This window comes from Cryobacterium sp. Sr8 (genome assembly GCF_004403225.1).
In the GTDB taxonomy this organism is placed as follows: Bacteria; Actinomycetota; Actinomycetes; order Actinomycetales; family Microbacteriaceae; genus Cryobacterium; species Cryobacterium psychrotolerans.
In genome coordinates this window covers 110,313-122,964 of the sequence record NZ_SOHO01000070.1, presented here as the reverse complement: position 1 = coordinate 122,964, position 12,652 = coordinate 110,313, and the positions used below count along the sequence as shown (strand labels likewise).

Here is a 12,652-nt window from a genome sequence, read left to right as displayed (position 1 = left end):
CTAAGTCGGCAAAAGTAAATGGCTGATGAGAAGCCTTTTGCAACACCTAATGACACACCGGAGGGGAGCGGGAGGGCTCGGGGGTTGTCTCACTCGAAGGCGTCTCAAAAGCAAGCTAAAGGACACAACTTCGCCTTTCACCATTCCACCGATATCTTCTGGATATGTCCTTCCTGCACAGCAAGCGTCCCGAGGCTCACGAGGTCTTCACTCCTGGTCGAGTCCCATTGGCGAAGAACAACATTTACGTACCGCGACCAGCAGCGGAAGGAGCACTCTTACGTTGCGTTCAAAGGCATTGGGTGCCGGTCGTCTTCGGCGAGTTTGGTGTCGGCAAGACCACCCTCGTGCTCCGCTATTTCCAGGACGTGAAGGAAGACGGTCGACTCGTATTCATCTCCAGCGCAGAGGCCTTGACAATGGCCCGGGTCTTCGAGGTGTGTCTTGACCATCTGAACTATTCCGTCGAGGTCGAATCCAGTTCAGCGCAGAGCGTCGATGCCAACGCGGGCGTCAACTTCGGGTTCGTCAAGGCGGAGGCCGGTGGAACGCTGACGGACGAACGACGGCGTCGGTTGGTCATTTCTTCACCAACGGACACCGCAGTCATCTCAGTCCTCAGCGAGGCCAAACTCGTGCTCGTCATCGACGAAATGCATCGTGCAACAGACTCCTTCCGAACTGAACTGGTGAACTTCATTAAGGCCACTCGAGCGGGAGCAGAGGGATTCAACCTGGTGCTCATCGGAACCAGCCTGGATGCCAAGCTTCTCGTAGCCTCTGACGAAGGAATCAATCGGTACATCCAGGAGACGAGGGTGAGCGTCATGACGGCCGATGAGGCCCGGACAATCGTCGACCAGGGCTTTGAAAAGCTCAAGTTAAGAATTGCGGATGAACTCGCCGACCGCTTAGTTCGGGCATCTGTCGGGGCCCCAACCATCGTTCAGGAGCTCTGTCTGGATTCTGCCGAGTCCGCCCTTGAGGAGTCGAGGGACGAAGTCTTGGAGAGCGACATCTCCAAGGCTGTGTCGAGATATCTCGACCAGCATGAGGCTCGCATGTCCAGCCGCTACTACAGCGCGATTGAGACACAAGGCCAGAAGAGATACCGCAAACGGATACTGCACGCGATGGCGACCCTCGAAAGCGACTACGCCACGATGGAAGATATTCGCGACGCCGTCTCTGTTGCACTTGGCGAATCTGTGCCTTCGACAGCGCTGAGCGGACCACTCAGAGATTTGAAAGAAGAAGACTACGGTCGCATCCTCCAAGGAGTTGACCGCGTAATAAGTGGCGAGGTCATCCAGAACCTTTCGACTTTCACAGATCCAATGATGAAATCTTTCGTTCGCTTCATGGGGAACCTGGATACCACCGGCCTGGGCACGCCTGGAGCGCGCTAAGCCGCGATCTGCCCTCGGATTTTGGAACCCAAGGGCAGATCGTGTTGAGCTTCGGTCGCGGAGTCAAGCCAGACTGAGCCGCGACCGAAGCTCATCACACCTCTGACTGGAGACTTCCGGTCGGCAAAGAGGCGCGAATCTGTGGAGGTGCGCCGCCTGCCAGGACCAGGGCGAACACAGTGAGCGGCATGGTGACGTAGCTCTCGGAGAGTGAATGACCCCTTCGCGACTGGATCGATGCCCAGAGACTCGTACCTGCACTCAGGGCCGCGTCTCTCGCAGTGTCCGCCGCTCCCGATAGATCCATAGTTACGTCGTTGCGGACGGTGAGGGTCCAATCAGGAAAACCCGTCAGGTCGCCATGCTCGGGGTCGAGAACCAGTTCCGACAGCTGCCGGAGCATGGAGCGCTCACGAACGTTCGTGAAACCGTGAATCTGAAGCCAGAGGGCAAGCTCGACCCGGAAACGGTACGCCGCACTTCGGTTACTCATTCTCCGTCGCCTCTAATCGTGGCCAGGGTCTGGTTCGTCGCCAAGGCGGGCCCGAATTCCCGCTCGACTTCTGCGAGCGCGACCTTCCGGTCTGGCTCGTAGGAGAGGCGGTGTGCTGCCTGCCGAGCTGCTTCTCGGGCGTCCTTCCACGCATCGCTTCCGGGCCGGAGTCTCGGGAGGTTAGCCGGCCACGGACCAGGGCGAAAGAACACTTCGCCGTAGCGCCTGACTTGAGCCTCATCATCGCCGAGGAGGTCGAGCCAGGAGTTGCCGTTGCGGTCCACTGACAGTTCCCGCACCTCGTCGGTCACGTCGATCTCTGCGCCCCAGCTCATTACCGAGCTGTGGTAGCTATCGATGGGAATCGTGATGGCCCCGAGGAAGTGGATTCGCTCGACCTGGCCAGTTGAATTCGGCATGCCCTCAGGCCTCCGAGTTGGACAAGCGGCGGAGGACAACTCGACCATACTTGCGGATCTGCTCGCCAGGGTTGTCGATGAGGTCCAAAGCGCTCGACCCGTCCGTTTCCTTGAGCGACTCCCGGAACTCGTCGGTCACCTCCAGGACAATGGACTGCGAATCGATGCTGTGGGACAGCCCAACGGTGCCGCTCTGCGGGGGCGCTGCGATGTACTCCACAGCCTCCGGCTGCTTCGAGCCTTCGATATTCACGTAACGCTGCATCTCAAATTTCCTCTCTGTCGGGTGCTGCGATTGGTTCGGTCAGGCTGTCGGATGCCAGCTCGCGGAGCGACGCGGCAAGATGGTCGAGTCCGTCATCGGTGAGACGCTGCGTGAGAGCCGCCGCGAGCGCTGGGTGCTCGCCCGATCTCACGGCGGCAGCAACAGCCTTGGTCAGCGTCTTCGCTTCGTGGAACAGCTCGACGGCTTCATCACTGTCGATTCCGAGGCGCGTCATCAGCAGCGCCAGCGTCTCGCGCTCGTTCTGGATGGCCTGGAGCAGGAGACGCCCGTTGCCGGTCGATTGGGCGTAGGCCCGCACTGTGGCTGCCTGCGCCACTAAGTCGAGAAGACGATCGGCAAAGTCCGAGAGGTGCGGACCTGACTGGGCTCCGTGCATCTCTGCAATCAGGGAGGGCCGGAGGTGGAGGCGGAGGTGCCTCCTGGCGGCTGAGGCCGAATATGGCGTGTCAACCACTACGACCGACACTGGGTCGCCTTGAGCGACGCGGGATTCCCACTGCGCCCGCTCGGAGGCAGAACACCATCCGCACTCGCGGGGCATCAGCTCGGCTCCTTGGTCATACTCACGACATCGGCCCTTCGCCTCGCCAACCTCGCGAGCCTGTTGCGGCAGGAGGCGTTGGAGCGTCGGTAGGGTCCGTTATGCTTCGACCCTGCGGCGAGAACTAGCCGGAGCCGCCTACGGTAGGCGCGGAGGGGTACGGCGTGGTTGCGGATCGCCTCACAAAGACTCCCTCTCTCTCTTCATGAGTACCCCGCGAAAGACACTGTTGGTATCGGCATTTCGCGTCGCCAACTCCGCAAAAGAGACGGAATCTGTTGACGAACCGCTAGGTAGCGTATCGGGCCGTCACTGCTATCTCGCACGAGCACTCAGGCCAGTAGGTGAGCGGCATGCAGAGGCAGTCGTCCTGAGTGGCGAGTCGATGAGCAAGCCAGGTTGGACTTTCTGGGATACGGGGCTGACTTTCTGGGAGTCCGCGACCCCCCTCCTTGCGCTCGAGCCGCTTCCGCGACTTGAACGAGAGACTGCGCGGCTCTCCCCACAGAACGTTGCCGGGAATGAACCCCTCCTCGTCCATGAGGAGAATCAGCCGCGGCTTACCCGCGGGTCGCGGCAGGTTGGTCTCAAGCCACAAGATGAAGTTGTAGGCGCCCGTCTTCCCCTGCCAGTCCTCCGCTATCGGAACTCTGAGGCTCATTTCCAAGTCATCACCGAGAACAAACGGCCTGCGCTGGATCGATCGCACGAGCTGAAACTGTGGGTGAAGGGTCAAGGCGAAGCTCACGCCATCGGCGTTAGTCCAAAGTGGGTACTCAGGAGGTCGGCCCGTCCTGGCCATTAGATGCGTGCCCGGTCTACATCTGCGGTCAACGCACGATGGCGGGTGGCGTTAAGAAATGGTTGCATGATCGTGCCCTTCTACCGGTCCGAGAACGCGGACTTCGTACGGGTGCACATTCCCCGCACCTTCTCTACCGATGACAGAGGCAGTTCATAAACCTGTGAGCATCGTTTGTCCGCAATTCACAGGGAAACCACAGGTGCCCAGGATGACTCCGGAGCGGTCTTTCTTGACTCAGCCCCTTAGCCCCCAGCAAGTCAAACAAAATGTTCTGGAGCTGGTCGTGGTGGCCCCGGATAGGTGTTCTCGCTGGCAGCCGCCGTCCAGCGGCAATCTATTCGCTGCTGGGGTCGTCGTTTAGGCTGGTTGCGACTTTGTGTTCGATATGGACACGCGACGGACCTCGGCCTGGTTGAACCTTGACTTCAAGAAGGTCCTCAATCAGCACGCGCTTGGTGTCGAGGTCGAGCGCGTCGAACTGCTCCCCGTAGCGTTCCAGATCTGCGTTCACGTCCCCGAATGATACCCGCGGCTTCATGAGGGCGCTGCGCACATTAGCAGCCATTCGAGCGTGAGCTGACTCGGCTTCTAACTTCTCGCGCTCGCTGGTGAGAATGTCGGACTTCCGCTTTATTGCCGTGAGTTGTGGTCGAATGTCAGCGACTGTGACGCCGGTGTCGCTTCCAACCGATGAGAGCAGGTCCGCCTTGTCTCGCGCCAGCCGTCCTAGCTCTCCGTCTATCCGGCCGAGGCCGGTCACGCTCGGCGTCCTCTGCATCTCGCGTGCCCCGAAGAAGAACGCTTTTGCAACCTCGCGGCGCACCCGATTGTCGAGAATGGCTCGTCGAATTGAGGGGTGGCCCTTGGTCTGCGTCTGCTGTCCCTTGACCGCACTGCACGCGTAAGTTGCTATCGCCTCACCGCGGTACTTGGTCCCGGCACTGATCAGGGGAGCTCCGCAAGTCCCGCAGAGACCAAGGCCACCCATCAGGGCGGAACGCTCGGAGCCGGGACTCTTGCGGCGGGCGGGATTGGACATGATTTCGTCTACCCTCGCTGCGAGCTTGGCTGGCACCACGACCGGCACATACGTTGACGGCGATGCCTGTCCGTTGTGTATGACATAGCCTCGGTAAGCGGGGTTGACAGCGATTTTGTACACTCGCGGCGCGTTCCACAGCCCCTTCGTCACGCACTGAACACCGGCCTCGTTCATACTGCGCGCAATACTGCGAAGGCTCTTCCCGTCCGCGATCGACTGGTAAATGGTCAGCACCCACGCGGCCTCCGCCTCGCGTAGCTTCACAAAACCCGGCTCAAACCCGAAGCGGCGTCGGCCACCAGCAATTGGCTTGCCCTGCTCGATGCGGCTCGCATTTGCTCGAATCTGGCGCTCGGATTTCCGTCTGACCTCAAAGCGGGCGATAGCTGCGAGCATCGTTGCGCGAAGTTCGCCATCTGCGGTCGTTAGGTCGATCTCGCCGTTGACAGTGACCACGGGAACCTTGAGTTCGAGGAGGGCAAGTAGGTCCCGGAGGCTGCGAAGGAGGCGGTCAAGATCAACGGCTACAACGACATCTACCCGACCCGCCTGTATGTCGGCCAACATCCTGGCCCACTGGGTGTTCTTACCTCGGCTTTTGGTGGCGGAGGTCCGATTGTCTGTGTACTCAGCTGCAACAGTCCAGCCTCGGCGCTCGACCTCGCGGTGACAAATGGCAAGTTGCCGAGCGATACCTTCCTCTTCGTCCTCTGATTGACGGGCGTAAATGGCTACCTTCGAGTACATATTCACGAACATATACCCATTCTAATTATCTGCAAGCGCGTGGTGCTCTCAGCGCGTGCGCGCGCGGTAAAAGGGCAGCGAGCCCAGAGGCCGACCATCACGATCGGGCGGGTCATCATTTCCGAGCCGCGCGACGGTGTCGTCGAGGCCGTCGTGATCGTGCACAGCCGGGTGCGGGTGCGCGCGGTGGCCCTCCGGCTGGAGGGCCTCGACCGTCGATGGCGGGCCAGCGCCATCAATGTTCTCTGAGCAAGCACGGTTCTCAGCGCCCGCAATGTTCTCTGAGCGGTGGATACCGTCGTCGACCGATGCAGGGCGATTCACGCTCCGGGAGCAGCCGGGCTGAGCGGCAGACTGGTCGACCTGCGGGGTGAGATCGTGCGCGACCGCGCCTAGGAGACCGCCCCGGCGACCAGACTCACGCCGCCGACGAGCGAGATCACCAACACGACGGTGCGGAGCACCCGAGCCGACATCCGCCCGGACAGGAGAAGCCCGCAGATGGTGCCCGCGGCGAGCGCGGAGAGCTGCCACAACCCCGGCAGCACCACCCCGAGGATGAGCGCGGTCACAACGTTCTGGATGATGAAGAAGCTGTGCATATTGGCCCGCGTGGCCACCGGCGACCAGCCGGCATTCGCCGCGTAGATTCCGATCGGCGGCCCACCCACTCCCCCGACCACGTTCAGCAGTGCACTGGTCGCCCCCGTCGCCACCGCCCCCAGCGGATGCCCCAGCCACCCCCAGCGCACCCCACTGGCCAGGATCCCCACCGCCAGAATCACCCCTGCCCCCGCGCCCAAAGCCAGCCAGCGGGTGTCGATGCCCTGCAGCGCCCACGCGATGACCGGCGTGCACAGGAGGGTGGGGATCAGCAGTCGCGCCACCGCGCCCGGCTGGGCGTGGCGCCCGTCACGGATCAGCGGCACCACCGGCGACAACGCCGCAAGCACCACCGCCGCGCCGACACCCTCCCGCGGGCCGAGCGCCAGGATGAGCAACGGCGCGGCCACGAGCGAGAATCCCATGCCCGTGGCCGCCTGAACAAGCGCGCCCACCGCAATGCCGCCCAGCGAGAGCGCGACAACCAGGTCCATCAGGAGACAGGGTCCCGGCGCATCAGGATGCTGTCCCGGTCCAGTCGGCAGCGCGCCTGGAACGCGATCGCCCCGACCATGAGCGCCGCGGGCACCACGGTGATGCCGACGACCAGCGCCGTCTGAGCGAACCCCGACTGCACCACATCGTGCCCCGCGGTCGTCGACACAAAGCCGCCGATCGCGAGCACCGCCGAGTACAGGTACGGGCCGATCGCCGTGCCGGTCGCCTCCGTCGCCGTCCACACGCCCGTGTACGCGCCCGCGCGGGACGTACCGCCGCGCTCGGCGACCGCCACCGCATCCGGCAGCATCGAGAACGCGAACAGTTGCAGGCCGGCGAACGACGTGCCGAGCAGCACGATGACGGCGGCGGTGACCGCGACCCCGAGGGTCCCGCCGGCGGCGAGCGCGAGGGACCCGACGATGAAGATCAGCTGCGACAACAGCAGCCCGCGCTGCTTGCCGAGCCGGCGCGAAACGGCGAGCCACATCGGCCCAGCGACGACCGCCGGGGCCAGGAACGCCCCCATGAACAGGGAGGTGAGTCCGGGGGCGCCGAACACGTACTGCGTGTAGAACGGCACCGCCGCGAGGAACAGGTGCGTGGTGGTGCCCGTGAACAGGTAGGAGAGCACCAGCAGGCGGAAGTTGCGGTCGCGCCACGCGATCTTCAGGTCGCCGAGGAAGGTGTGCTCGCGATCATCCGGGGCACGGAAACCGCTGTGCTCGGTGAGCCGGCGCACGCCCACGATGCCGACGAACCCGGTGACTACCATCACCCCCGAGAGAATGAGCGCCATCTGCGAGTAGTCGCCGCGAGCCCCGGATGCCACCAGCGCGGGGGCCGCGACGCCGGCGCCGAGCAGGCCGATGGTGAGCAGCAGCAGCCGGAACATGAACACGCGGGTGCGTTCGTGGTAGCCGATCTTCAGGTCGGACGGCGTGGTCAGGTAGGGCACCTGGAAGCAGGCGAAGAGCATGTTTCCGGCGATGTACCAGCCGGCGATCCACAGCGCGGCGCCGCCACCGGTGAGCCCGGCCGGCACACTGAACATGGCCGTCATGGCGACGGCCAGCAGCAGGCCCCACCACAGCAGTCCGCGGCGGTGCCCCGAACGGCGGGCGTGCCGGTCGCTGATGGTGCCCAGCAGCGGATGCACGACGGCGTCCAGGATCTTCGGCAGCAGCAGGGTGAGTCCGGCCAGCAACGGGGTGACGCCGAGCACGTGGGTCATGAAGTAGAGCAGCAGCAGGCCGGGGACGGTGACCCACACACCCATGCCGAGGGACCCGCTCGAGTAGGCGAGCAGGTCACTCATGCGGGCGCGCTGGGTGGGGGTGCCGTCGCCGGATGTCGTGGGGGCGCCGTCGCCGGATGCCCGGGGGGCTCCGTCGCTGGTCTGCACGGCGCTGCCGGTGGCCCTGCTCATCGGGCTGCCCCGGAGACGACGGCCTCGTGGCGGGCGACGACGCCGGCGGCCAGCGGGGCGCCGGCGAAGGCCCCCGAACCGGCACGGCCGGCGAGGGTGCGGGCGACGATGCGGTCCGTGAGGGCCGGCACATGGCGCGCCAGGAAGAACTCCAGCGCACCCCGCGCTGAGGTGGGCAGGTCCCGCCGCGGACGACGGCTCAGGGCGGCGCGCATCACCGCATCGACGACGCCGTCGAGCGGCTCGTACCGGCTCATGCCCTCGAGCGAGAGCCCGGCCGCCGTAGTCGAGCTGTGGATGGGGCTGCGCACCGACGACGGGTACACGCAGGTGACGCCCACGTGGGTGCCCAGTTCCATCCGCAGGGCGTCGGCGTACGCGACGAGGGCCCGCTTCGACGCCCCGTAGGCGGCGGCGAGCGGCAGCTGCAGGAGCGCCATGCGGGAGGCGAGCATGACGATGCGGCCGCGGGAGGCGACGAGGGCGTCCACGCAGGCCGCCGTCACCCGCCACGTCCCCAGCAGGTTCACCTCGAGCTGTCGGCGCACCTCTGCGCCGGGGGCGAACTCGGCCGGGGCCGGCCCGCCGATGCCCGCGTTGTTGATGAGGATGTCGAGGCCGCCGAGCATCCGGATGGCCTGGGCCACCGCATCTGTCACCTGCTCGTCGCTGGTGATGTCACACGCCAGGATGTCGGCGCCCGGGTCGGCGTTCATGTCGAGCCCCACGACGACGGCGCCCTGCGCCTGCAGCCGGGCGGTGAAGGCCCGCCCGAAGGTTCCGGATGCCCCGGTGATGATGACCCTGAGGCCGTGTGCGTTTCGCAGGCTCATGCGGTGACTCCCTCGTGCGATGCTGAATGGTTTCGCGCCCCGGCGCAGGCGTTCCCGCCCGGCGGCGATCTCTTTGGGCAGCGCGGCGACGTAGCCATCGAAGTCGATGCGCATGCGGGTCCGACGGTCGCCACCCCACCGGGCGGCGGAGTAGGCGAGATGTCTCGCCACGGCTTTCTGCTGGTCTTCTGCGCCGGGCAGGGCGTACCCGCCGGACAGGTGGGCGGCCACGAGTTTCGCCTGCACCTCGAGAACGGGCAGCGCCGCACCGGTGGACTGGATGAGTCCGATGAAGCTCAGGCTGGGGTCCTGCAGGTGGAACACGCGCTGGTAGAGGGGAAGTTCTTCGGCGTCCTCCCCCAGCCAGGCCGACGTGAGGAACGGGATGTTCACCCGGTACCCGGTCGCCCAGACGATCACGTCGACCGTCTCGGTGCTGCCGTCGGTGAATTCAACGCGGTCGCCGTCGAAGCGCGCGATGCCGGGCCTGGCCACCACCTCACCGTGGGTGAGCCGGTGCATGATGGTGTCGCTGATGGTGGGGTGGTTCTGGAACAACCCGCCGGCCGGCGCCGGCAGGCCATAGTCTTCCGGGCTGCCGACGGCGAGCCGCAGCAGGGTTTGGGCGATCGTCTGCCTGGCACGCCAGGGCAGCACCGAGAGGATGCCGTTCATCTTGTCGGAGGGTCGCCCGAAAATGTATTTGGGCACGATGTGCACGCCGTGCCGGGACGACAGCAGCACCGGGCCGCGCGACACGTAGGAGGCGTCGACGGTGATGTCCATGGCGGAGTTGCCCATGCCCACCACCAGTACCCGTTTGTCGCGGAACACCTCGGCGGTGCGGTAGTCGTGGGCGTGCATCGTGGTGCCGGTGAACGTGCCGAGGTAGGCGGGGCTGGGCCAGCGCGGGTCCCAGTTGTGCCCGTTGGCCACGACGACCGCGTCGTAGCGTTCGCTGCTGCCGTCGTCAGCGCCGACGATCCAGCCCGCTCCGGCGGGCTCGGCTCCGCGCTCGCCGTCGCCGTCGCCTTCACGTTCGACGGAGGTGACCCCCGTGGAGAAGCGGATGTGCGGCGTCAGAGCGAACGCGGTGGCGTAGTCGGCCAGGTAGCCTGCGACATGGTCGGCGGACGGGTAGTCGGGCCAGTCCGCGGGCATGGGGTAGTCGGCGAATTCGGTGCGGCCCTTGCTCGTGTTGAGGTGGAGCGAGCCGTAGGCGGGTGACAGCCCGCTGCTGTTGTCGCGGGCCCAGAGCCCGCCGGGTCGGTCGCCCTTCTCGTAGGTGACGACGTCGACCCCGGCATCGATCAGCGCCTTGGTAGCGGCGAGTCCGGCGGCGCCGGCTCCGATCACGGCGACGCGGGTGGGACCGGTCATGATGTCTCTCCGTGCAGCGTGCGGTCCGTCACGGCGCGGTTCTTCGGCGTGCGGTTCTTCGGCGCGCGATTCATCAGGGCCCGATTCATCAGATACCCGAATCCGCGGGGCGAGATGCGGTGGCCCCACCAGGCGAGCTTCGCGGTCCTGCCGACCAGCACGAGGTCGCGGCGGCGGCGCACGGCGCGCACGGCGGCCCTGGCGACGTCGTCCTGGCTGATCTCGGACCCGGTGGTGGTGCGCACGCTCAGATCGATGCCGGACGCCTGCCCCATTCCGCCGGTCACGAAGGTGGGGTGAACCATGGTGACGGTGACCCCGGATGCGGCAAGCTCGTACCGCAGTGCGGTGAACAGGCCGGTGACGGCGTGCTTCGCGGCGACGTAGGCGGGGCGCCCGACGGTGGGGGCGAATCCGGTGACGGAGCTGGTGACGACGATGCGGCCCCGGGTGCGGGTGAGGGCGGGCAGTGCCGCCCTGGTGCAGATCAGCGCCCCGATGTAGTTGACCTCCATGACGCGGCGGTAGACGGATACGTCATGGTCGAGGAGGGCGCCGACGGCGGAGAGTCCGGCGTTGTTGACGAGCACGTCGATGCGGCCGTACCGGGCGACAATCCCCTCGAAGACGGCGTTCACCTGGGCCTCATCGGTGATGTCGCAGACCCGGTAGGAGGGGTCGTCCGGCGGGCAGGCTCCCGGCAGGTCGAGGCCGACGACCGTGTGGCCTGCCTCGGAGAAACGCAGCATCATCGCGCGGCCGATCCCCCCGGCTGCGCCGGTGATGACGGTGACCCCCTGCATGTGACTCCCCCTCATCGCGGCACCTCGTCGAGCCGGGCACAACGTTGTGCCAGAATCCAACCTAGACGACGGATGCCCGGCTCGCGGTGGCCGGATTCACCGAATTTCTGCCGCGGGTTGTGCTGGCACACAATCACGGGAAGACTGTGCCGGTGAGATCCAGCGCAGAGTGGGCCCCCGTCGTCTCCCTGATCGACCAGATCGCCGCCGACGAGCACCTGCTGCGCGGCGTCGTGGCTTCGGTGCGCACCCTGGTGCGCGAGTCCGCCGCCCTGACGACGGCCGACATCGTCGGCCACACCCGAGCGCTCATCTTCGCAGCGACGCGGGCCCTCGCCGACCGGCGCGGGCCCAGCGAAACCGAACTGTCGTTCGTCGAGGACTTCGCCGCCACCCGGGCCCGGCAGGGGGTGCCGCTCGAATCGGTGCTCGGGGCGGTGCACGTGTCGGAGCGCACCATCTGGGCCCGCGCGCGGGAACTGGCCGGGCCGTCCGGGGTCAGCGCGGAGCTCTTGTTCGACGTCAGGGAGCTCTACGACGACTGGGCCGAGACGGTGCGGGCGCGGCTGATCGTGGCGCACCGCGCCGCGTCGGCCGGGCCGTCGCCCTCCGCCCAGGACCTGGACGCGTCGATGCTGCGTCGGCTGTTCGAGGGCGGCGGCGTCGCGGCGCTGGCGGCGAGCGAGGCCGGGCTGCCGGTCGACCGGGGGCTGTGGGTGGTGGTCGGCCACGCCGAGGACGCCGCGGAATGGCAACGTGAGCTGGCGGTTTCCGGGCCGGGCGCTTCCGGTCGGGTCGTTTCCGCCCGGGTCGACGGGTGGTTCTGGGCCGTCACCAGCGGAGAGCCGAGCGGCGGCTTCGCGGGCCGGGCCGACAGGCTCGGACCCGCGGGCGGATGCGCGGGACCCACCGACCCCGAGGGGCTGGCGGCAGCGCGACGCCTGGCGTCCGCCGCGCTGGGCGCCGCCCAGTCGATGGGGCGCCCGGGCCTCGTGCACGTCGCCGAGGTGGCCACACAGGCCGCCATGAGCGACCGGCACGACATCGCCGCGATGCTCGCCGACCACTACGCCCCCGCGTGGCGGGAGCTCGGCACCAGCGCGGGACCCGTCGCCCGGGCGGTCGTCGCCTGGCTCGACGCCGGCCAAGACGTCACGACGGCGGCCGCACACCTGTTCGTGCACCCCAACACGGTGCGCAATCGCCTGCAGCGATTCGCGGAGGCCACCGGAATCGACCCCGCGTCGGCGTTCGGCGCCCCCGACGCGTGGTGGCTGTGCACGACGTGGCTGGCGCTCTGACCCGACACGCGGATGCCGGCACCCCGGACACGATCTGCACCGGGACGTCGACGACCGCGGCCG

Annotated in this window: 11 protein-coding genes; 3 read left to right on the top strand and 8 right to left on the bottom strand. The window is 66.3% G+C overall.

Going from position 1 to position 12,652, the window contains the following annotated elements; translation table 11 throughout:
* Nucleotides 1-302: 302 nt before the first annotated feature.
* Nucleotides 303-1,409, top strand: a complete 1,107-nt coding sequence (locus tag E3T54_RS15025) for an ATP-binding protein (protein WP_166804938.1) — start codon at nt 303-305, stop codon at nt 1,407-1,409.
* 489 nt (nt 1,410-1,898) lie between these two features.
* Here E3T54_RS15025 and E3T54_RS15020 read toward each other — a convergent pair whose 3' ends face one another.
* The 4 genes from E3T54_RS15020 to E3T54_RS15005 all read right to left on the bottom strand — a co-directional run bounded on the left by E3T54_RS15020 (nt 1,899) and on the right by E3T54_RS15005 (nt 5,754).
* Nucleotides 1,899-2,321, bottom strand: coding sequence for a hypothetical protein (locus tag E3T54_RS15020; protein ID WP_134476389.1), 423 nt, complete (start codon nt 2,319-2,321; stop codon nt 1,899-1,901).
* Between the two features lie 4 nt (nt 2,322-2,325).
* Nucleotides 2,326-2,586, bottom strand: a complete 261-nt coding sequence (locus tag E3T54_RS15015) for a hypothetical protein (RefSeq protein WP_134476388.1) — start codon at nt 2,584-2,586, stop codon at nt 2,326-2,328.
* 1 nt (nt 2,587) lies between these two features.
* On the bottom strand, nt 2,588-2,983 hold the full coding sequence (locus tag E3T54_RS15010) for a hypothetical protein (RefSeq protein ID WP_134476387.1): 396 nt from the start codon (nt 2,981-2,983) through the stop codon (nt 2,588-2,590).
* A gap of 1,304 nt (nt 2,984-4,287) precedes the next feature.
* A complete protein-coding gene (locus E3T54_RS15005; protein WP_134476386.1) occupies nt 4,288-5,754 on the bottom strand; it encodes a recombinase family protein in 1,467 nt (488 codons plus the stop codon).
* Nucleotides 5,755-5,781: 27 nt separating this feature from the next.
* On the opposite strand from E3T54_RS15005, the gene E3T54_RS15000 reads away from it, so the two are divergent.
* A complete protein-coding gene (locus E3T54_RS15000) occupies nt 5,782-5,991 on the top strand; it encodes an Rv3235 family protein (RefSeq protein ID WP_134476385.1) in 210 nt (69 codons plus the stop codon).
* Nucleotides 5,992-6,134: 143 nt separating this feature from the next.
* Here the strand turns inward: E3T54_RS15000 and E3T54_RS14995 are convergent, their stop codons facing one another.
* From E3T54_RS14995 to E3T54_RS17450, 4 genes are read right to left on the bottom strand one after another with little or no spacing between them, the layout of a single operon-like run.
* Nucleotides 6,135-6,839 (bottom strand): TSUP family transporter, encoded by a 705-nt coding sequence (locus E3T54_RS14995; protein WP_092323063.1) that lies wholly within the window; start codon nt 6,837-6,839, stop codon nt 6,135-6,137.
* A complete protein-coding gene (locus E3T54_RS14990) occupies nt 6,839-8,272 on the bottom strand; it encodes an MFS transporter (RefSeq protein ID WP_241977252.1) in 1,434 nt (477 codons plus the stop codon). The genes E3T54_RS14995 and E3T54_RS14990 overlap by 1 nt, the downstream gene beginning before the upstream one ends.
* Nucleotides 8,269-10,485, bottom strand: a complete 2,217-nt coding sequence (locus tag E3T54_RS14985) for an SDR family NAD(P)-dependent oxidoreductase (protein WP_134476384.1) — start codon at nt 10,483-10,485, stop codon at nt 8,269-8,271. The genes E3T54_RS14990 and E3T54_RS14985 overlap by 4 nt, the downstream gene beginning before the upstream one ends.
* The gene (locus E3T54_RS17450; protein WP_166804937.1) at nt 10,482-11,288 is read right to left on the bottom strand and encodes an SDR family oxidoreductase; all 807 of its coding nucleotides are present in this window, start codon (nt 11,286-11,288) and stop codon (nt 10,482-10,484) included. The genes E3T54_RS14985 and E3T54_RS17450 overlap by 4 nt, the downstream gene beginning before the upstream one ends.
* Nucleotides 11,289-11,440: 152 nt before the next feature.
* Here E3T54_RS17450 and E3T54_RS14975 point away from each other — a divergent pair, with 152 nt between their 5' ends.
* Nucleotides 11,441-12,589, top strand: a complete 1,149-nt coding sequence (locus E3T54_RS14975; protein ID WP_134476382.1) for a helix-turn-helix domain-containing protein — start codon at nt 11,441-11,443, stop codon at nt 12,587-12,589.
* Nucleotides 12,590-12,652: the final 63 nt, after the last annotated feature.

Coding starts and splice junctions, on each gene's coding strand:
- E3T54_RS15020 (WP_134476389.1), bottom strand. CDS start 2,321: ATGCCGAATTCAACTGGCCAGGTCGAGCGAATCCACTTCCTCGGGGCC.
- E3T54_RS15015 (WP_134476388.1), bottom strand. CDS start 2,586: ATGCAGCGTTACGTGAATATCGAAGGCTCGAAGCAGCCGGAGGCTGTG.
- E3T54_RS15010 (WP_134476387.1), bottom strand. CDS start 2,983: ATGCACGGAGCCCAGTCAGGTCCGCACCTCTCGGACTTTGCCGATCGT.
- E3T54_RS15005 (WP_134476386.1), bottom strand. CDS start 5,754: ATGTTCGTGAATATGTACTCGAAGGTAGCCATTTACGCCCGTCAATCA.
- E3T54_RS14995 (WP_092323063.1), bottom strand. CDS start 6,839: ATGGACCTGGTTGTCGCGCTCTCGCTGGGCGGCATTGCGGTGGGCGCG.
- E3T54_RS14990 (WP_241977252.1), bottom strand. CDS start 8,272: ATGAGCAGGGCCACCGGCAGCGCCGTGCAGACCAGCGACGGAGCCCCC.
- E3T54_RS14985 (WP_134476384.1), bottom strand. CDS start 10,485: ATGACCGGTCCCACCCGCGTCGCCGTGATCGGAGCCGGCGCCGCCGGA.
- E3T54_RS17450 (WP_166804937.1), bottom strand. CDS start 11,288: ATGCAGGGGGTCACCGTCATCACCGGCGCAGCCGGGGGGATCGGCCGC.